The following is an 18,919-nucleotide window of genomic DNA, read 5'->3' as shown; positions in this document are numbered from 1 at the left end:
AAAGCGCGGCTCGCGACGAGCCGCGCTTTTCGGTTTCGTCTCAGCCGTCAAAAATCTACGCGCCCCCGCCCATCACCTCGCCCATGCTCTCTTTCTTGGTCACGCCCTTGGCGAGCTCTTCCTTGAGCTTGGCGCCCAGTTCCGCCGGCTCCCACATCGAGCCCTTCTTCGAGACCTTGGCGCCGGTATGCCATCCGCGCATCAGCCACACGTTGCCCATGCCGACGCGGAACACTTCGCCGTGAACGTCTTTGGCGTCGTCGCTCGCCAGCCACGCCACCAGCGGCGCCACATGCGCGGGCGTGAACGCATCCCATTGTCCCGGCTTCTGCGCCATGCCGGCGGCAGTCTGCGGAGTCGCGTCGACGGTAAGTCGCGAGCGCGCTATCGGCGCGATCGCATTTGCGGTGACGCCGTAGCGGCTCATCTCGCGATCCACGATTATCGCCATCGCGGCGACCGCCGCCTTGGCCGATCCGTAGTTGCTCTGTCCCGCGTTGCCCAGGATGCCCGAGTCGGAGCTGGTGTTGATCAGCCGGCCGCTGAGCACGTTGCCGGCCTTGTGCTGCTCGCGCCAGTAGGCGGTCGCGTGGCGGGCGACGTTGAACGAGCCTTTCAGATGGACTGAAATGACCGCGTCCCAGTCTTCTTCGCTCATGTTGAACATCATGCGGTCGCGCAGGATGCCCGCGTTGTTGACGACGATGTTGAGCTTGCCGAAGTTGTCGATCGCGCAATCGAGGATCCGCTTGGCGGCCTTGAAGTCGGTCACGCTTTCGAAGTTGGCGACTGCCTCGCCGCCGGCGGAGCGGATTTCCTTGACCACGTCCTCGGCCGGGGAACGCGACTGCCCGGTCCCGTCGAAGTGGCCGCCGAGGTCGTTGACGACGACCTTGGCTCCCTGCTTGGCCAGCAACAACGCCTCTTCGCGCCCGATGCCGCGGCCGGCGCCGGTAATTACCGCAACTTTGCCTGTTAGTAGTGCCATTTTTCTAATTCCTCTTCTCTTTCTCGCTGAGGTTTGGAGCTTGTTGGGCGATTTCGCCCGGTCCTTCTACGTCGAAGTCTTCTTTGGGTTCGATCAGGGATTCGTCCAGATGCGCGGGCAGCTCGTAGATGAGGTCGATGGTCATCTTCGACTTATCCTGGTCGCTCGGGAACAGCATGATGCTGCCGGGACGCCCGTTGTAGTGGAAATCGCACGACCAGGTTTTGCGCGCCGGCATGATCAGCGACGAGGCGATGTGAAAGTCGTTCTTCTTCAGCTCGTCCTTGTAAAAGGCAACCATCTGCGGCATCTGCGCGTTGACGCTGAACAGAATTTCGCGCATCGCACCTTTGGCTTTGCGGACGTGTTCGATCTTGGCGCCCGGATATATAGGCATCGTCTTGTACAGGTCCGGCGGCAACGCCTTGCTCGGCTCATCGGGCGTGCTCATCGAGGCCTGCACGGCAGGGGGTGCGATGGGGGCGGCTACCGGCGCGGTTTTGCAAGCCGCGAAGCCGAACACGCAGGTGGCGGCTAGCGCCGCCCGCCTGAACAAAATGGGCCGCCTCACCGTCCTAATCAATGGTGGATTCAGATTTCTCAAAGGCGTCAATCGACCCAAAAACAATGACCGCATCGCGGTCAACCTGCGCCGTGTCCTGGCAAGCTTCTGGATAGACGTGAGGGGCCAAGAAGTCAAGGCAAAAAGAAGCTTCGCGCCGCCGCGAGCGGCCAGTTTGCGCTGGTCGCCAGCATGGACAACGGCGTAGAGTAAGCGCCACGCGGACTCGATAATCGAGCATGATGCGAGCGTTGCGCAGCGTGAGAAATCCTCATTTGCAATCGTGGGCAAATCGGTCAATACTTATCCGTCCACGCGGCGACTCTTGACAAATACTTCCTATTGTTGCATTCAAACCTTCCGCGCTATCACAGATGACTTTGACCGGCGGGTGGGAGCCCAATCTGTGAAAATAGGGCTAGCGACCGGTTCAAGGGAGAGACCGTAAAGGCAGTTTGGGGCAGTTACGCAACGGTTCGGGCGGGACCAATATTTCACCGCTCAAATTTATTTCAAACTCGAGAGGATAAGAGATGCAAAGCAACTTCGGTATTTTGTCGATGATTCAGCAGGGCTACTATGCAACGTATCCACTGCTGTTCATTTCGGTCGTCTGCCTGGCGATAATTTTCGAACGCGTATGGGTGCTGTGGGGTGTCGGTCCGAAAACCGCGAAGCTCGCTGACTCGCTCATTCCGCAGTTGCGCCAGGGCAAGTTCAACGAGGCGTTGCAGGCCACGCAGGCGCGCGCCACGGCCGCCGAGCGCATCTATCACACCCTCATCGCCGGTTCGCAGACCATGGACCGGGATCATCTGCTCGAGCTCGACGACGAGCGCCGTTACCAGGAAGGCCTCGAGTTCAAGCGCTACATCTGGGTGCTCGCGACCGCCGGCGCATCGGCGCCGTTCATTGGGCTGTTCGGCACGGTCGTTGGCATCCTCGTGGCGTTCCAATCGATGGCAATCATGGGCACCGGCGGTTTCTCGGTCGTCGCCGCCGGTATTTCGGAAGCCTTGATTTCGACCGCGCTCGGACTCGCCGTCGCGATCATCGCGGTTATCTTCTACAACTATTTCTCGGTCAAGATTGAGAACATCAGCGCCATCCAGCACATCAACGACGACCGTCTGATCGACGCTACACTCCAGGGGAGACAGGCGCGTGGCAATTAGCGGACCACATCAGGGCGGTGGTGGCGGCGTTTTTGCCGACATCAATATCACGCCGCTCACCGATATCTTTCTGGTTCTGCTCATCATCTTCATGGTGACGACCTCGGTCACCATCGAATCTGCCGCCCACGTCGATCTGCCCACCGCGACCAATACCGCGCCGGAGAACAAGGGCGTCATCGTGACGTACACCGCCCAGCACGAGCTGTTCGTGAACTCGAAGGACGTTCCCGAGCGTGAACTGCGCTCGAGCCTGGGCGAGGCGCTGAGCAAAGTGGATCAGAAGATCGTCGTGTTCCAGGGCGATCGCAAAGTGCTGCTCGGTGACATGGTGCGAATCCTGAATATCGCCAAGGCCGCCGGCGCCGAACAAATTGCAATCGCGGCCAAGCGGGTTACCGGTGCGCAACTAGCCAACTCCTCAGGTGGTGGAGGTTGATCGGGCCGGCCCCGGTGGCTGACCTGAGCATCGATACACGCAGAGGTATTTGCCCATGGCAATGAGTAGTAACAAAGGCGGCGGGGTGTTCGCCGATATCAACATCACCCCGTTGACCGATATCTTTCTCGTCCTGCTGATCATCTTCATGGTGACCACCGCGGTGACAATCGAGTCCGCGGCCCACGTCGATTTGCCCAAAGCTGAAGCTGCGCCCGCAGCCAACGAAAAGCCCAAGGGCATCATCGTGACCTACACCGCCGACCATTTGATCTATCTGGGCGACAAGCAGGTCACCGAGCCCGAGTTGGTGCCACAGCTTCATGACGCGCTGGCGAATTCGACCGACAAAATTGTGATTTTCCAGGGCGACCCAAAGGTTATACTCGGTGATATGGTTCGCATTCTGGATATGGCCAAGTCGGCCGGCGCGGAGGCTATCGCTATCGCCGTGTCTTCTCTCCCTCCCGGGGGCGTTTCTGCCGGAGCGCCGGGAGGCGGAGCGTAGGAATTTGATTTTCGCACGGCTCACGCGTCGCCGCGACGATCGCGCGGCTTTAAGTCTAGTCAATGAGGATCTCGGCCTCGGCCGCGCCAAGCGTGGCCCAAGCGGGGAGCACGCTTTTATATGATCGCAGCAATTGTTATTTTGCTTGTCCTCTCGACGTTCGTCGTCGCTTTCATCTTCTACCGCATTATCGGCAAACGAGAACTCGAGGCCGAGGCGCGCCGCGAAGAAGACGAAGCTGACGCGACCCGTCTTCAGAAGATCAAAGATGCGCTCGGTCTGCTGATCGGCCCCTTTCCGCTGTCGGTCGCCCTGCACGTACTCGCCCTGCTCTTCCTGATCATCACGGTGCACGAGCAGCGCGGGCGCGAGTTGATCATGGTGAACCTCGAAGCGGGCGGCGGCGGTGGCGGCGGCAACGAGATGCAGGACCTCGACATGCCCGAAGTGCCGATGCCCGACACCGCGCCGCAGCAGATGGAAGCGCCGACCGCGGTCGACACCTCGCAGGCCGTTGGACTCGCCAGTGACTACGTGCGCGCAGCCGGCGGCGGCGGAATCGGCATCGGCCGTGGCGGCGGCATGGGCTCGGGCTACGGTCACGGCATCGGTTCGGGCTTCGGCGGGTTCATCGGTGAGCTTAGGCGCAAGGGACTGGACGTGGTGCTGGTCATTGACGGGACCGGCTCGATGAAACTGATCATCGACGACGTCAAAGCCAAGATGGAGCAGCTGGTGCAGTCGATTCACCGGCTGGTGCCGATCGCGCGAATCGGAATAATCGTGTTCGGTGGCAAGGGCGAGAAGCGCAATATTCAGCCGCTGACGCTGTCGCCGCAAAAGCTCAGCGAATTCCTAAACGGCATCCAGGCGATGGGTGGCGGCGAATGGGAAGAGGATACGTTTGGCGCGTGCGAGACGGCGGTAAACAAGATGGACTGGAAGCCGTACGCCAAAAAGGTGATCGTGCTGGTCGGCGATTCTCCCCCGCACAAGGAGGACTTCGCTCCGCTGCTCGCGCTGATTCGGCAGTTCAAATCCAACAACGGCACCTTCAACACGGTGGACGTGGCGGCTGAGGAGCACGAGCGTTTCGAGCGCGAGTTCTGGCTCAAGGTGCATCGGGAAGAGCCGCCGAAAATCTCGCCGTTGCCGGAGTTCTACCGGCAGACGCAGGCGGCTTACAAAGTGCTGGCCACCGCGGGTGGCGGCTCGATGAAATCGCTGACCAAGGACACGCACATCAATCAGCAGGTGCTGATCCTGGCCTTCGGCGACCAGTGGCAGTCGCAGGTCGCTGCTTTCGGCCGCGGGCTCGGCAAATAGCAGCCCGTAAATATTTGCGCCCGGTCAAGCGTCCACTATGATGGTGGCCGGGACGCCATGAAAAATCTCAAGATTCTCAGCGCGGCCGCCCTTGCGGCCGCGCTTTCGTTTTCGCCCGGTGCGTCGCGTGCATACGCGATGGACTTGCGACACGCGCGTGCGCAGAAAGACCTCTCGCCTGCCCTCCAGCAGTCGCTCCAGGATAAACTTTCCGATGTCGCCGAGCCTTACTTTGCCGAGCAGGATGAAAAAAAGGCCAAGGGCCAGCTGTACCTCGATTTGCAGCAAAAGTTCGAGTACCTGCCGACCTACGGCCCGCATAATCATCTGGTCGTGAGCTGCAAGCTCGGCGGCGTCGAGTACGACCCAACCAAGAAGGGAACCGCCAAGGGCCTCGCCACCGGCAAGCTCAAGTACCTGGTCTTCACCTACGAGCTTGACGCAGGACAATGGGTCTCCATCGCCAAGCCCAAGTGGGAATCGCAGGACCTCGGCGTCGCGGGCGCCAGGCAGATGAGACAGAACCTCGCTCGCGGCGAGCAGCACAAGGCCGCGATGGAAAAGGCCGCCCAGACCCGCGCCGCCGCCTCCGCCGCCGCAGCAGCCGCACAGAAGGCCGCCAATCGCTCCGGCCAATAAAAGCCCCGTGCCAACGGGTCTTAATACTGGCTACCCGTGCCCACGGGCGCGCGCGACGGCGTTGATCTGCACCCGGCTGTGGAAGCGGCCGTAACTGAAATAGATAACCAGCCCGATCGCCAGCCAGACGAAAAAACGAATCCACGTAACCAGCGGCAGATTCGCCATCAGGTAAAGGCAGAAGACGATGCCTAAAATCGGCACCAGCGGCACCAGCGGCGTGCGGAACGGGCGCTTCAAGTCCGGCTCGGCGTGGCGCAGGATCCACACGCCGAAGCATACCAGCACGAACGCGAACAGCGTCCCGATATTCGTCAGCTCCGCGATTTCCTGGATCGGCAGCAGCGCCGCCGCGATTCCGACTCCGATTCCGGTCAGCGTGGTCGGTATGTACGGCGTGCGATACTTCGGATGAATCCGGGTAAAGGCTGGCGGCAGCAGGCCGTCGCGCGACACGGCGAAAAAAACCCGCGACTGCCCGAGCATCATCACCAGCAGCACCGAGGTCAGCCCCGCAACCGCGCCCAGCGAGATAAATCCCGACAACGCATGCATCCCGCGCAGCACGAACGCCGACGCCAGCGGCGCGTTCACGTCGATCAGGTGCGCCGGCACCATCCCGGTCAACACCCCCGCGACCAGGATATAAAGCACCGTGCAGACCAACAGCGAACCGAGGATGCCGAGCGGCAGGTCGCGCTTCGGATCGATGACTTCCTCCGCGGCCGTCGAGACCGCGTCGAACCCGATGTACGCGAAGAAGATCACCGCCGCGCCTTTCATCACTCCGCTCCATCCCATCGGGGCGAACGGACTCCAGTTCTCCGGCCGCACGAAAAACGCGCCGACGACTATCACGGCGCCGACCACGATCAGTTTCACCGCCACGATGATCGAATTGATCCGCGCGCTTTCCGATATCCCGATGTACAGCACCCAGGTGACCAGCATCACGATCAGCAGCGCGGGCAGGTTGATGATCGCGCCGGGAACCGACCCGGGCGCATTCGTTATCGCGATCGGCAAATGAATCCCGACCCCGTGCAGGATGACGGTAAGGTACCCCGACCATCCCACCGCAACGGCCGCCGCGGCGACCGCGTACTCGAGCACCAGGTCCCATCCGATGATCCAGCCGACCAGCTCGCCCATCGTCGCGTACGAATATGAATACGCGCTGCCCGCCACCGGGATCATCGCTGCGAACTCCGCGTAGCACAGCGCCGCCATCGCGCACGCGAATCCCGACACCACGAACGAGAGCACGATCGCCGGCCCGGCGTATCTTGCCGCGGCGACACCGGTCAGCACGAAAATTCCCGCACCGACGATCGCGCCTATCCCGAGCAGCGTGAGATCAAGCGCTCCCAGAGCCCGTTTGAGGCCGCCCGAGCGCGACTCGGCTTCCGCCATCAAGGCCGCCGCCGGCTTGCGCCGGAAAAGTTGCGCCCGAAGGCCGGTGCCGTTCATTCCCGCTCCTGATCTAACGACTGCCCAGAGATTGCTGCGGCGCGACTTGCAGGCTTTGCGATCGGACCCGCGCCGCTTTCACCACGCCTGGTATCCGCCGTCCACCGAAACTACCGAACCCGTAACGTAGCTTGAAGCCGCGCTGGCGAGGAAGATCACCGCGCCGCGAATCTCGTGCGGAAGCCCCAGCCGCTTCATCGGCGTAAACGCCTCCATCCGTCCCTTGTTCGCGGGCTTCGCGATTCCGCCCTCGGTGGCCTCCGTGGGAATCCATCCCGGCGCGATCGCATTGACCAGAATTCCATAGCCGGCCCATTCCACCGCCAGCTGACGCGTCAAATTAGCCAACGCCGCCTTGGTCGCCGCGTATGCCGACAGCCGGTACACCGAACTCGCCACCGACGCGTAGATCGAAACCATGTTGATGATTCGGCCCGGCTGTCCGGTCTCGATGAGCCGGCGCGCGACGCGCTGTGCAAGCATCATCGGCGCGGTCAGATTCACCGCGATCGCTTCGTCCCATGCTTCACGCTTGAAGTTCTCGGCGCGGCCGGTCGGCGACACGCCCGCGTTGTTCACCAGGATATCCACGTCGCCAAGCGTGGCCGAGGCCTCCGCCATCAGGCGATCGAGGTCGTCCTCGCGCGTCACGTCGGCGCCGATTCCGATCGCTTTGACACCGTGCGTCCTGGCAAGCTCGGCCGCAATTTGTGTGACGCGGTCTTTGCGCCGCGCCACCAGTGCAACGTCGGCGCCTGCAATTGCCAGCGCCTTTGCGCATTCCACTCCCAACCCGGACGACGCGCCGGTTACCAGTCCGCGACGCCCGCGCAGAGAGTACAGCGAATCGAGCGAATCCATCTGGTGATTCCCCATGCGCGCCAACGAACGATTCAGTCGCCGAAGACGTCGCCGGCGGCTTGTGCGGCTGCTGCGACCGCTCGATCGACATCGGCGCGCGAAATCCCATGATGCGTCACGGCGCGGAAAGACGTCGCCTCGCGCGGCGATATCAGCACCCCCCGCTGTAGCATCGCCGCCGCCAAACGCCGCGATGCTTCCGCGTCGCCGTCCACGTCGAATACGACCATGTTGGTCCGATTCTTAACCGCCCGCACGTTCAGTCCCGCGACCAGCGCGAGTCCCTGCGCCAGCGCGCGCGCATTTTGATGATCGTCGGCCAGCCGATCGATCATCGTGGTCAGCGCGACGATTCCCGCCGCCGCGATTATTCCCGCTTGCCGCATTCCTCCCCCCAGCACTTTGCGGGTCCGGCGCGCACCGGTGATAAATTCGCGGCTCCCGCACAGAATCGAGCCCACCGGACATCCAAGCCCCTTTGACAGGCAAAACGATACCGTGTCCGCGCCGCTCGCGATTTCCCTCGGCGTCGTTTCCAGCGCAATCGCCGCGTTGAAGATTCGCGCGCCGTCAAGATGAAGCCGGAGTTTTCGGCGATGCGCCGCGTCGGATACTTCCGCCATGTGCGACAGCTTGATCGGCGCGCCGCCGCATCGGTTGTGAGTGTTCTCGATGACGACCAGCGACGGCTGCGCGAAATGAACGTCGGCCGGCGTCCCAAGCTCGCGCGCGAGCGCGTCGGCGTCGAGCTCGCCGTCGTCGGTGTTGGCAACTGCGGTTAGCACGATCCCTCCCAGAGCCGACGCGCCGCCCGCCTCGTAAAGATTCGTGTGCGACTGCGAGCCGACTATCGCCTTGGTGCCGCGCGCGCAATGCGTCAGCATCGCGGCCAGATTGCCCATCGTGCCGCTCGGCACGAGCATTGCCGCCTCTTTCCCCATCATCGCCGCCGCCATCGCTTCGAGCCGGTTCACGCTCGGGTCTTCGCCGTAAACGTCGTCACCCAGCTCGGCGCGCGCGATCGCCTCGCGCATCTCGGGCGTCGGCAACGTAACCGTGTCGCTGCGCAGATCGATCAAGTCGCGATGCCCGTCGCGCGTGCCCTACTGCCCCGGCGGATAGAGCGTGGTGAAGTTGCCGCTGGTCGTATCGACGACCTCCACGGCGTTTTCCGTGGTGTCGGAGAAGTACAGCTGTTTGCCGTCGCTGGTGAGCGCGCAGCCCGAACCGATATGGCCGTTGACCAGCGTCAGTTTGGTTACAGTGTTGGCGGTGAGATCGATCTTGCGAATCGCATGATTGTCCGCGTCCATCACGTAGAGCATCGTTCCGTCGGTGCACAGCGCGCCGGGATTGTTGAACTGCGCTTCCAGCGCGGGACCGTCTTTGTCCCCTTGCTCGCCGGTGCCCGCAAGCGTGCTGGTCTGCAGCGTCGAGATGTCGATCTTGCGGATCACCTCATTGCCGGTATCCGCGACGTAGATGGCCTTCTTGTCCACCGCGATTCCACGCGGTCCGGTGAACTGTGACTTGTCTGGAGCGCCCTCGGTCTTGCCCGCCGTCCCCGGCTGGCCTCCGATCGTCTTGACCTTCATGTCGGCCAGCGTGATGCGCCGGATCGTGTTGTTGCCGCTGTCGGCTACGTATAGCGAGGTGCCGTCGGTCGTGATCTGCGTGGGCAGGTTGAAATGCGCCGCCGAGCCGGTGCCGTCCTCGGTGCCCGCGATATTCGCCGTCCCCGCAATCGTGGTGACCGTCGCGCTGCCGATATTGATCTTGCGGATGTCGGAATTGGCGGTGTCGCAAAGATAGAGATCCTGCCCGGAGATCGTCATCCCGTCCGGGCTGTTGAAGCGCGCCGAATCGCCGGTGCCGTCGTTGCTGCCTTGCTGGAAAAGTTTGCCGGCGACGATTCGGAGCGATTTCGACGCCGCGTCGATCGCCTCGATAGTATTGTTGCGGCTGTTGGAAACGTAAACCGCGCGGCCGTCGGTCGCCAGCCCGGCCGGGAAATCCAGCCTCGGTCCGGTCTGTGACTGGAGCCCTTGCAGCTCTTGTGCGATGGCGGATGCGCCCGCGACCAGCATCGCCGCCGATACCGAAACCAGAATCACCTTGAACTTTGCGGAGAGTGTCATTTGCGCGACCTCGCTGATTTTGTTGGCGTCATTCGCGTCGATTCGGGAATCTTGCTCCAACTTATGGAAAGATTGCCTTCACCACTTCGTCGATCGCGCGTTTGCTGTCCGCTTCGTCGGTCAGCGACCACGTGACCGCGACGGTCGCGGCGCGCCGTGGCGCAATTCCCTGCTGGATCAGCTCCCCGGCGTAGATCAACAGGCGCGTCGAAACGCCCTCCTCCAATCCCGACGCCTTCAGATGACGCACCTTCTCGCCCAGCACCGCGAGCTGCTGCGCGATATCCTGTTCGACCCCCGCCTCGTGCGCGATAATCTCGACTTCCTTGTCCGCCGGCGGATACGTGAACTCGATCGTCACGAAGCGCTGGCGCGTCGAATGCTTCAGGTTTTTCTGGATGCTCTGGTAGCCCGGATTGTACGAAATCACCAGCAGAAATCCGTTGTGCGCCACGATCGTCTCGCCGCGCTTTTCGATCGGCAGAATCCGCCGGTGATCCGACAGCGGATGAATCAGCACCGTCGTGTCCTTGCGCGCTTCCACCACTTCATCCAGGTAACAAATCGCGCCGCGCCGCACCGCCTGCGTCAGCGGACCGTCAACCCACACCGTCTCGTCGGCCTGGATCAGGAAGCGGCCCACCAGGTCGCTGCCGGTCAGATCCTCGTGACACGCAACTGTTATCAGCTCATTGGGCCCGTCGGCCAGCGAGGACAGTTGATGCGCCATGTGCTCGACGAAGCGCGTCTTGCCGCACCCGGTCGGTCCTTTGAGCAGCACGGGCAGGCGGGCTCTGTACGCGGCGGTGAAGATTTCCACTTCGTCGTCGATCGGCAGGTAAAACGGCGCCGCAGCCGGATCGAGATGGCGTACCTCGGGTCCTTCGGCCTGCAGCCTGGTGTCGAACTTCTTTAACTCAATCCCCATCGCTTCCTTCTGGGCGGACGATTTGACTCGTCAAGGCGCGATTCTAAGAGACTTTCGCGCAACCATTCAAGGCAAACCTGCGGCCCGAAATCCCCCACCAAGTGCCCGACCCTTCACCCAATGCCGGATTTCTTCTCTCCTCACTCATACTTCTAACACGGCCCTTCGACTTCTCTCAGGGTAAACTCCGCCCGCATCCCGCGGCGGTGCCGATTTGTTTTAATCTTGGGTGCAGGGGTCACCCCTGCCTCAGGCGCGACGCTGCTGATAGCTCGCCGTGCCGTCGCGATTATCCTTGACCTCGTAGCCGCGCCGCTCGATTTCCTTGCGCAGTTCATCGGCGAGTTGAAAGTCTTTCGCCTTGCGCGCCGCCGTTCGGTTGTCGATCAATTGTTGCACGTCCGCTGCGATCGAGCCCGCGTGCGCCGACTCGCGATGCTTTTCCAGGTCGAGTCCCAGCACCGTGTCGAGCGCCCGCAGGGTCGGCCACGCCCGGAAATCCTTGCGCCGGTATGATTCCGCGATCAGTTCCAGGGCCACCGCGATCGCTTGCGGCGTGTTCAGGTCGTTGTTGATCGCGCCATGGAAGCGCTCGTAGTATTCCGCCGCCCATCCCGCCGCCTCAACCCCGTCCGCCGCCGCGTCTTCCGGCACGCTGCGCGCGAACTCCCGAAAATAATCGAGATTGCTCTGCGCCGCACGGATCGCATCGTCGTTGAATGCAATTTCGGAACGGTACTTCGCGCCGTAACAGAAAATCCTAAACGCCTGCGGATCGATCCCCGCCGGCCCAAGATCGCTCAGCAGCGGGAACTTGCCCGCGCTCTTGCTGATCTTGGCTCCCTCTCTGCCGACCAGGAACGCGTTGTGCACGAAGTACCGCGCGAACGGCTTGTGCGTCGCGCTTTCGGATTGCGCGATCTCGTTCTCGTGATGCACCGGGATGTGATCGATGCCGCCGGTGTGGATGTCGATCGTCTCGCCCAGGTATTTCATCGCCATCGCCGAGCACTCGATATGCCAGCCCGGATAGCCGCGCCCCCACGGACTCTCCCATTGCATCAGATGGCCCGGCTGGTCGAGCACCCACAGCGCGAAATCGTGCGGGCTATGCTTGTCGGCCGAATGCTCCAGGCGCTGCGTGGCGCTCTGCTCGTCGAGGCTCTGGCGCGCGAGCCGCCCGGCCCGGTGGTTCCCCCGATACTTCTCGAGGTCGAAGTACACGCCGCTTCTCGTGACGTAGGCGAATCCGGCGTCGATAATTCTCGCGCTCAGCGCGATCATATCGCCGATATGATCGGTCGCGCGCGACCACACCTGCGGCGGCTCGAGATTGAGCGCGGCGCAATCGCGCCGAAACTGCTCGAAGTAATAGTTCGCGACTTCCAGTGGCGATTTCCCTTGCGCCCGTGCGGTTTTCTCGACTTTGTCCTCGCCGTCGTCCACGTCCCCCGTCATGTGGCCGACGTCGGTCACGTTCATCACGTGGCGCACCCGGTAGCCGTTGAACTCCAGCGCCCTGCGCAGACTGTCCACGAACACGTACGCGCGCAGATTCCCAAGATGCTGCGGCAGATAGACCGTCGGCCCGCATGAATACAGCGTCACCTCGGGCGGCCTGAGCGCCTGAAATTCCTCGACCGCGCGGGTCAGCGAATTGAAAATGTAAAATGGTTTCACGAATGCAAGCGTACAGCTTACCGTGCGCTCGCGATCTCGAACAAGCCGCGCCCCGCTAACGCTCCGCGACCGCCTGCCCCTTCAACTTGCCGCGCGCATCGCGCGCGTATCGCGACGCCGCGATCCGCTGGTACTGCCGATCCGCCAGCCACGCGTACGGCGGGAGGTACCACAGGTACGCGAGGTAGCCCCGCAGCCCGCGCTGGCGCCGCAGGATTTCGTTGATCGCCCGCGCGCCGCGGTACACCCGTCCGCTCTCGTCCACCGCGTGCAATTCCTCGAGCAGATTTTCCAGCGTCAACCCGGGAAACTGCGCGCGCACTTCTTCGCGATGAAGATCGAGCGGCTCGATCGCCCCCGAGTTGTCGAATTGCATGATTCCGTCCAGACTGGCGCGGCACATCTCGCACGAACCGTCGTACAAAATCGCCAGTTTGCCCGCCGCCGCCTTGCCGCTTCCAGTTGCTCGCTCGTCCGCGCTCATCGCGATCGCCTCGCCCCTTGGGGGTCAGCGCCTCGACAACCTCGGATTCGCATTCATCCGGCGCAGCCTCGCGTTCTCGTTGATGATTCGCCATTCGTAGCCGTCGAGCAGCGACACCCATCCCGCTTCGACCGTATTCGACGACTTGGCCAGCGTCGTCCACAGCAGTTGGCCGTCGGAAAATTTCTTCACCGACACCACGTCGGCCTCGGTCGAGTCGCCGGTCGCATGCTGGTAGGTTTCGATCACGCGCACCGGCTCGAGGTATGGAAAATATTTCAGCAGCGCCTTGCGCAGCGCCACGTCGAGCGCGTGCACTACGCCGACGCCCGACGCCGCTTCGGTTTCCTCGACGTTGCCAATTCGGATTACGACCGTCGCATCGACCGTCATCCTGCCTTCGTTGACGTCGTCGATCACGCGCCGCCGCACGATCTCGAACGGCGCCACGTAGTCGCTCGAGGCGCGCAGCTTGGCCAGTTCGAGCGACGCCTGCGGCAGTTCCGCTTCGTAAAAGTCTGCCTGACGTTCAGTACTCATCGGGCTTACCCGCAATATCCCGTGATGCTTCCACTTTGATTATCAATAGCGACACCGCGGCTTTCAAGGCGCGATGAACTTGCCATAATGGTTGACACGTGACCCGCGTGCGCTCACGATGCGCGCGCGACAAAATCGCAATGATCGCCAGAACCGGTAATTCATGACCACACTTGCCCGAGTTAGGGTGCCGCGTCCCGCGCCACTTGTTACCCGCCTCGCCCGCTTGGTTGCGGGAGAGGCCGCGCCACCGGCGCGGGTGAGGGTGCTGATTTTTCGGGAGAGGCGGCCGCCCGCCTGGCGGTCCGTAGGTGAGGGTGCACAAAAGGCGTCAGCATTCAGGTTGTTGATAATCGTCGCGGCTGCCGGCGCAATCTTCCTCGCCCGGCCCGATCCCGCCCGCGCCGCCCAGGTCAGGCTTCCGCTCACCATCGACTACATCGCACTGCGCGAAGCGCTCAAGCGCAATCTTTTTACCGCGCCCGGCGGACGCGCTCAGCTTTGGAACGGCATCGACGATTGCCAGTTTCTTTACGCTGAAAATCCCGAGTTCTCACGCGCCACCGCCGGCGGCCCGGCCACCGTAAAGCTCGAAACCGCCAACAGCCTCGGCTTGGGCGTCTCGATGGGTTCTCAATGCCTGAACGCTGTCCAATGGAGCGGCATCGTCGAGGCGCTCGGCGTCCCGTACATCGCCCCCGGTCTCCAGCTTAAATTTCATTTCACCGATTTGAATCTCTACGACTCCGCTCATCAGAAAACCGAGCTCGTCAGTCGGGGCTTCGACCTGATCAAGAGCTATCTCATTCCGCAGCTCGACGGCTTTTCTTACGATCTCAAACCCGCCGTTGCGCAGCTCGGCGCGATGGTCGCCGATTCGGTCACGCCCGAGGCCGCCGACCGCGTCCGCGCCGCAATCGCATCGCTCTCCGCCGAGCCCGACATCGTCGCACTCGACGACGGCATCCGCGTCACGCTGGTGATGACCGTCCCCGATGTCCCCACTCCCGCCGCGATTCCCGGCGCAGCCGCCTCGCCCACGCCTGCCGAGCTCAAAGCCTTTCAGAACACGCTCGATCAATGGGACGCGTTTCTGGTTTTCTCGATCAAGCAGCTCGGCGACGCGGTCGGCGACCAGCAGTTCCGTGACCAGTTGCTGCAAATCCTGCTCGACAGCCGCTACCGCCTCGTCCAGGCCCTGAATAATTCGCCCGCGGCCGCTGGGCCCGATCCGGTGCGCATTCTTTTCCTCGACGAATGGCGCCAGCTCCACGATGCGGTGCGCGCCGCCGCCCGGCGCGGGATGCTCGGGGCGCGCGCGCTCGAATTCATGTCGTTCATCTCCGCCGGCGACGCGTTGTTTGCGCTCGATCAGGCTGCGCCCGCGCTTGGGATGCGCATTTCCGCCGCCGACCTTCGCCGCCTTGCACACATCATGGCGCCCGGCGCGACCGGCGATCCGCTTCAATTCAACTACCGCGAAGACCCCGACTTGAAGAAACTGTTCGCCGTCCCCGAGCCGCCCGCCAGCCGCCACCCAATCGAAGAAGAGGACGTGCCGCCTTCCGCCCCCGGCGCATTGCCGAGCTCAGGTGGCGCGAGCACTCCTGCGCCGGATGGGGCGCCGCCGGGCAGCTCTGCTCCTCCCGCGTCGCCCGGACCCGGCGCCAGCCGTCGCGCGTCGCGCCAAATCGCCCGCCTTGCTCCTCTCCTCCTGCGAATGCTCTCCCTCCTGTCGCCGCGAGAGGCTGCCGCCGCCCAGCAGGACAAGGACGACGAGCCCGCGATACTCCCCCAACTCCGGCAAGTCGCCGGTCGCCTCTACCGCCGCGTCGTGACCGAAGACAACGCCCAGACCTATCGCCGCGACATGGGCCTGCTGCTCGATCTCAGCGCCGAGCGCCAACTCGGCGAAAGCGCCATTGACGCCGGCGGCTCCCCCATCTATGCGACGCTCGTGCGCAGTACGGCGTGGCAGGAAAGCTGCTGGCGACAGTTCGTGATCGCCGGGGCGGGCATCCGATGGCTTGAATCTGCCACCGGCGACATCGGCCTGATGCAGGTGAATAAGCACGTCTGGCGCGGGTTTTACGCTATCGATCGCCTTAAGTGGGACGTTCTCTACAATGCCGGCGCGGGCTGCGAGATTCTCGCGCGGATGATGCGCTATGCGTCCGCTCGGCTGAAGTTCGACCCCGTCCCGGTCGCCGGCCATCTCGCCCGATCGGCCTACGCGGCCTACAACGGCGGTCCGGGCGCGTGCAATCGATGGCGTCGGCGGGAGCCGCCTGCGCTCAAGCAAATCGATTCCAGCTTCTGGGACAAGTACCGCGCGGTCCAGGATGGAACCCCGATCGACATCCTCAGTTGCGCCCGCACCTGGGGCCACCACTCCGCCAACTAAGATGCGCAGTGCGCGCCTTCTCCTTGCGCCGGCATCGGCGCGGTTTCAATTGACGCGACGCGCCACGCATCATCATAATCGCACCGACTGACACTGTGCCCGATGCGGCGGCGTGAGGCGGCGCGATGAGATGTCCCCAGTGCGGTAACGACACCCAGCAAGGCGCCGCCTTTTGCTCGCGATGCGGTGCGCGGATGTACGCGCCCAAGCCCGCCGCCGTGCGCGAGTATGCGCTCGCCCAATTCCGTCCCTCGCTATGGTACTACGCCAACGGCTTCCTCACCGGTGGAGTGCTGATCGCGATCGGCGCCATCTTGCTGTACCTGCTGCACCTCAAGCGCGAACCGATTCAGGCCGGCTTCGCGGTAACAGGCGTCGGCGCGCTGACCTTCATCGTCACCATGATTCGCTCCAGGACCATCAGCTGGAGTCTCACTTCCGATCGCTTGATCGAAAAGCGCGGGCTGCTCGCGTCACGCCGTCGCGAGATGGAACTGGCCGACATCCGCTCGGTCGAGGTCAGCAAGCGCGTCGTTCAACGGATGATTGGGCTTGGCGACGTCACGATCGCGTCCGCCGCCAGCGCCGACTACGCGATCCGTCTCAACGACATCGGCGCTCCCGATGAAACCGCTGAGACGATTCGCAAGGCGCGCCTGAAACGGATGGCGTAAACCACGGCACGCACCTGTGACTGACGAGCATCGACTATCGCGATGAGCAAGCGGCCCGACCTGCGCTACGAACGGCGCCTGTGGAAACTCGGCATCGACGCCGTCGCCGGTGTTGACGAAGCCGGCGTCGGTCCGATGGCCGGTCCCGTCGTCGCAGCCGCCGTGGTCTTCTCCCCCGAGACATTCATCAGCGGCGTGCACGATTCCAAACAGTTGACCCACGATCAGCGCGAGCAACTGTTCACCCCCATCCGCGACCGCGCCATCGCGGTCGGCGTCGGCATCGCCGAGGTCAACGAAATCGATCGCCTCAATATCTATTGGGCCACCATGTCCGCGAGCCGCCGCGCGCTGTCCGCGTTGAATCTGGCGCCCGGCCACGTGCTGGTCGATGGCCGCCTGATTGCGGGTCTCGAACTTCCGCAGACCCGAATCGTAGGCGGCGATCGCAAAAGTTTCTGCATCGCCGCCGCCTCCATCGTCGCCAAAGTCACCCGCGATCGCATGATGGTGGAACTCGACGCGATCTACCCCGGCTACGGCTTCGCGCAACACAAGGGCTATTGCACCAGCGAGCATATGCAGTCGCTCGCCAGGCTCGGCCCCTCGCCGATTCATCGCCGTTCGTTCTGGCCCGTCGCCGCCGCCGCCCAGCGCCCGCTGTTCTAACTCTCGCCGGACCGCGCGGCTAGCGGCGGCGAGTCCTTGCTGCTTGGGCTTCGCGCGCGCGCATCGCCTCGGCCGGAGTCATGATCAGCCGCGGCTCCTGCTCGGCCTTCTCCTGCTCGGCCGCCGCGACCGTGCCGAGCTGGGTGCGGATGAAGCCCTGAAAGAAAGGCACCTTCGTCACGTCGATTCCGTCGCGCAGCCGCGCCGCCGCCGCCGCGGCCCATCCCGCCTGCGCGCGGCGTCCGACCCGCGCCATGTAGTACGCGATATCCTCGAGCCGCCGCCGGACTGCGCGCCCGTTGTCTCCCGTCAGCAGTTCGGCGGTCGCGCGATCGATCACGGCATTCACGCGTTCCTGCTTGTGGAGCGGATTCAGGACGATCACGCTTTCGCCGGCGCGGGCAATCTCCTCGACATAGGGTTTGAGGATCGCGTCGGGGATCCGCCATTCGAGCAATTCCGGTTCCTTGAGCAGCTCGACTGACGGCTCGCCGGCAGCCTCGGCGCCGAGCTCGGCGGCAAGCTCGGCATATACGGGATGAAGCAGCTCGGTTGGCGGCGCCGACGCGATCAACTCGGAGCGCAGCATGAGAAAGTTTCCGACCTGACCGCGCCGCGATTCGGGCGTATTGCGCCAGGCCTCGCACGCGATAAAGTCCGCGACGCGCCAGTCGGCGTCAACCAGCTTGACCTGCGCGCGGCGCTCGAGTTCCTCGCGTTCGGATTTCAGTTCGCGCCGCGACAGCGCCGTGTTCTGCGCGCCGACCAGACCCTCGCGCTCGGAGATCAGCGCCCACAGCCGGATCACGCCGCCCTGCACGCGCGGCTTGACGATCCAGACGATGCGCGCGCCCTCGCTGTCGATCGGCGAGAGCATCGCGGTTTTTTCACTTCTTTCAGCGGCGTTGTCGTGGACGGTGCTGGCCACTCGAGGAGCAGTGGCCGCGGGGGCGTCGATGCCATGCTGCTTCAGCTTGTACAGCGCGCGGCGGACTTCGCGCCGGATTTCGCCGGTCGCGCGGGCTTCCATCTCGATGAGCATCGCGCTCGCGCCGGCGTCTGCGATCCTGCCAAGCGCGCGCGCGATTGCGCCGTCCGCGATTCCGGCGTTGCCCCTTAGCGCGCGCAGTTTCGCCAGCGCGGCGGCGGGCGCGAGCGCGGGGTCGAAGCCCGCCTCGATCAGTTTCGCATCGTCCGGATTGGTTTCGCGTGAATTACTCAAATGAATGCCGTGCGAAGTCGTGGGAGCCTATCCGCGCGCTTCCCGACCTGTCAAGTTTCCCCCGGCCGTGGCGACGGCAGCGCAGTATTAAGACCCGTTGGCAGGGGCCGCGCCCGCCAACGGCGGGCGGCCTTAATACTGGGTGCAGGGCTCTTCCATCGCGTAGTCGCGAAAAGATGCGCTGCGCAGATTTTCGCGTCTTCTTAATACCG

The 18,919-nt window shown here is 63.4% G+C and carries 19 protein-coding genes; 8 read left to right on the top strand and 11 right to left on the bottom strand.

Going from position 1 to position 18,919, the window contains the following annotated elements; all coding sequences use genetic code 11:
- Positions 1–55: 55 nt before the first annotated feature.
- Both VIO10_RS13355 and VIO10_RS13350 read right to left on the bottom strand, forming a co-directional pair.
- Positions 56–988 (bottom strand): SDR family oxidoreductase, encoded by a 933-nt coding sequence (locus tag VIO10_RS13355; RefSeq protein WP_331965046.1) that lies wholly within the window; start codon positions 986–988, stop codon positions 56–58.
- A gap of 4 nt (positions 989–992) precedes the next feature.
- Positions 993–1,850 carry a hypothetical protein gene (locus VIO10_RS13350; protein ID WP_331965043.1) on the bottom strand — a complete coding sequence of 286 codons (858 nt, stop codon included), beginning with the start codon at positions 1,848–1,850 and terminating at the stop codon, positions 993–995.
- Between the two features lie 233 nt (positions 1,851–2,083).
- Between VIO10_RS13350 and VIO10_RS13345 the strand changes: the two genes are divergently transcribed.
- The 5 genes from VIO10_RS13345 (at position 2,084) to VIO10_RS13325 (ending at position 5,637) form a co-directional block, all read left to right on the top strand.
- Positions 2,084–2,725, top strand: a complete 642-nt coding sequence (locus tag VIO10_RS13345; RefSeq protein WP_331965040.1) for a MotA/TolQ/ExbB proton channel family protein — start codon at positions 2,084–2,086, stop codon at positions 2,723–2,725.
- Complete coding sequence (locus VIO10_RS13340) at positions 2,715–3,164, top strand: biopolymer transporter ExbD (RefSeq protein ID WP_331965037.1); 450 nt, start codon at positions 2,715–2,717, stop codon at positions 3,162–3,164. The genes VIO10_RS13345 and VIO10_RS13340 overlap by 11 nt, the downstream gene beginning before the upstream one ends.
- Before the next feature lie 61 nt (positions 3,165–3,225).
- Positions 3,226–3,672 (top strand): biopolymer transporter ExbD, encoded by a 447-nt coding sequence (locus VIO10_RS13335; protein WP_331965034.1) that lies wholly within the window; start codon positions 3,226–3,228, stop codon positions 3,670–3,672.
- Positions 3,673–3,792: 120 nt separating this feature from the next.
- Complete coding sequence (locus tag VIO10_RS13330) at positions 3,793–4,998, top strand: vWA domain-containing protein (protein WP_331965031.1); 1,206 nt, start codon at positions 3,793–3,795, stop codon at positions 4,996–4,998.
- Between the two features lie 57 nt (positions 4,999–5,055).
- Positions 5,056–5,637, top strand: coding sequence for a hypothetical protein (locus VIO10_RS13325; protein WP_331965028.1), 582 nt, complete (start codon positions 5,056–5,058; stop codon positions 5,635–5,637).
- Between the two features lie 30 nt (positions 5,638–5,667).
- Here the strand turns inward: VIO10_RS13325 and VIO10_RS13320 are convergent, their stop codons facing one another.
- From VIO10_RS13320 to VIO10_RS13285, 8 genes are all read right to left on the bottom strand, one after another.
- Complete coding sequence (locus tag VIO10_RS13320; RefSeq protein WP_331965025.1) at positions 5,668–7,107, bottom strand: amino acid permease; 1,440 nt, start codon at positions 7,105–7,107, stop codon at positions 5,668–5,670.
- Positions 7,108–7,185: 78 nt separating this feature from the next.
- Positions 7,186–7,968 carry an SDR family NAD(P)-dependent oxidoreductase gene (locus VIO10_RS13315; RefSeq protein ID WP_331965022.1) on the bottom strand — a complete coding sequence of 261 codons (783 nt, stop codon included), beginning with the start codon at positions 7,966–7,968 and terminating at the stop codon, positions 7,186–7,188.
- A 32-nt stretch (positions 7,969–8,000) separates the two neighbouring features.
- Entirely contained in the window at positions 8,001–9,047 is a 1,047-nt protein-coding gene (gene ltaE / locus VIO10_RS13310; RefSeq protein ID WP_331965019.1) for a low-specificity L-threonine aldolase, read from the bottom strand.
- Between the two features lie 24 nt (positions 9,048–9,071).
- Positions 9,072–10,106, bottom strand: coding sequence for a hypothetical protein (locus tag VIO10_RS13305; RefSeq protein WP_331965016.1), 1,035 nt, complete (start codon positions 10,104–10,106; stop codon positions 9,072–9,074).
- A 61-nt stretch (positions 10,107–10,167) separates the two neighbouring features.
- Positions 10,168–11,034, bottom strand: a complete 867-nt coding sequence (locus tag VIO10_RS13300) for a CbbQ/NirQ/NorQ/GpvN family protein (protein WP_331965013.1) — start codon at positions 11,032–11,034, stop codon at positions 10,168–10,170.
- 249 nt (positions 11,035–11,283) lie between these two features.
- Positions 11,284–12,714, bottom strand: coding sequence for a cysteine--tRNA ligase (cysS, locus tag VIO10_RS13295; RefSeq protein ID WP_331965010.1), 1,431 nt, complete (start codon positions 12,712–12,714; stop codon positions 11,284–11,286).
- Between the two features lie 55 nt (positions 12,715–12,769).
- A complete protein-coding gene (locus VIO10_RS13290) occupies positions 12,770–13,198 on the bottom strand; it encodes a DUF393 domain-containing protein (RefSeq protein WP_331965007.1) in 429 nt (142 codons plus the stop codon).
- Positions 13,199–13,222: 24 nt separating this feature from the next.
- Entirely contained in the window at positions 13,223–13,738 is a 516-nt protein-coding gene (locus VIO10_RS13285; RefSeq protein ID WP_331965004.1) for an alpha-isopropylmalate synthase regulatory domain-containing protein, read from the bottom strand.
- Positions 13,739–14,081: 343 nt separating this feature from the next.
- On the opposite strand from VIO10_RS13285, the gene VIO10_RS13280 reads away from it, so the two are divergent.
- The 3 genes from VIO10_RS13280 to VIO10_RS13270 all read left to right on the top strand — a co-directional run bounded on the left by VIO10_RS13280 (position 14,082) and on the right by VIO10_RS13270 (position 17,485).
- Complete coding sequence (locus VIO10_RS13280; RefSeq protein ID WP_331965001.1) at positions 14,082–16,142, top strand: transglycosylase SLT domain-containing protein; 2,061 nt, start codon at positions 14,082–14,084, stop codon at positions 16,140–16,142.
- 125 nt (positions 16,143–16,267) lie between these two features.
- Positions 16,268–16,816, top strand: a complete 549-nt coding sequence (locus tag VIO10_RS13275) for a PH domain-containing protein (protein WP_331964997.1) — start codon at positions 16,268–16,270, stop codon at positions 16,814–16,816.
- A 42-nt stretch (positions 16,817–16,858) separates the two neighbouring features.
- On the top strand, positions 16,859–17,485 hold the full coding sequence (locus tag VIO10_RS13270) for a ribonuclease HII (protein ID WP_331964994.1): 627 nt from the start codon (positions 16,859–16,861) through the stop codon (positions 17,483–17,485).
- Between the two features lie 19 nt (positions 17,486–17,504).
- Here VIO10_RS13270 and VIO10_RS13265 read toward each other — a convergent pair whose 3' ends face one another.
- On the bottom strand, positions 17,505–18,707 hold the full coding sequence (locus tag VIO10_RS13265) for a hypothetical protein (protein WP_331964991.1): 1,203 nt from the start codon (positions 18,705–18,707) through the stop codon (positions 17,505–17,507).
- Positions 18,708–18,919: the final 212 nt, after the last annotated feature.

The sequence above is a fragment of the Candidatus Binatus sp. genome (assembly GCF_036567905.1).
Taxonomy (GTDB): Bacteria; Desulfobacterota; Binatia; order Binatales; family Binataceae; genus Binatus.
The sequence above is the reverse complement of the archived record's forward strand: the minus strand, read 5'-3'. Positions and strand labels throughout refer to the sequence as shown.

Bases quoted from the DNA above. Each gene is read 5' to 3' on its own strand.
- VIO10_RS13355 (WP_331965046.1), bottom strand. From the start codon at position 988: ATGGCACTACTAACAGGCAAAGTTGCGGTAATTACCGGCGCCGGCCGC.
- VIO10_RS13345 (WP_331965040.1), top strand. From the start codon at position 2,084: ATGCAAAGCAACTTCGGTATTTTGTCGATGATTCAGCAGGGCTACTAT.
- VIO10_RS13335 (WP_331965034.1), top strand. From the start codon at position 3,226: ATGAGTAGTAACAAAGGCGGCGGGGTGTTCGCCGATATCAACATCACC.
- VIO10_RS13330 (WP_331965031.1), top strand. From the start codon at position 3,793: ATGATCGCAGCAATTGTTATTTTGCTTGTCCTCTCGACGTTCGTCGTC.
- VIO10_RS13325 (WP_331965028.1), top strand. From the start codon at position 5,056: ATGAAAAATCTCAAGATTCTCAGCGCGGCCGCCCTTGCGGCCGCGCTT.
- VIO10_RS13320 (WP_331965025.1), bottom strand. From the start codon at position 7,107: ATGAACGGCACCGGCCTTCGGGCGCAACTTTTCCGGCGCAAGCCGGCG.
- VIO10_RS13315 (WP_331965022.1), bottom strand. From the start codon at position 7,968: ATGGATTCGCTCGATTCGCTGTACTCTCTGCGCGGGCGTCGCGGACTG.
- VIO10_RS13305 (WP_331965016.1), bottom strand. From the start codon at position 10,106: ATGACACTCTCCGCAAAGTTCAAGGTGATTCTGGTTTCGGTATCGGCG.
- VIO10_RS13300 (WP_331965013.1), bottom strand. From the start codon at position 11,034: ATGGGGATTGAGTTAAAGAAGTTCGACACCAGGCTGCAGGCCGAAGGA.
- VIO10_RS13290 (WP_331965007.1), bottom strand. From the start codon at position 13,198: ATGAGCGCGGACGAGCGAGCAACTGGAAGCGGCAAGGCGGCGGCGGGC.
- VIO10_RS13285 (WP_331965004.1), bottom strand. From the start codon at position 13,738: ATGAGTACTGAACGTCAGGCAGACTTTTACGAAGCGGAACTGCCGCAG.
- VIO10_RS13275 (WP_331964997.1), top strand. From the start codon at position 16,268: ATGAGATGTCCCCAGTGCGGTAACGACACCCAGCAAGGCGCCGCCTTT.
- VIO10_RS13270 (WP_331964994.1), top strand. From the start codon at position 16,859: ATGAGCAAGCGGCCCGACCTGCGCTACGAACGGCGCCTGTGGAAACTC.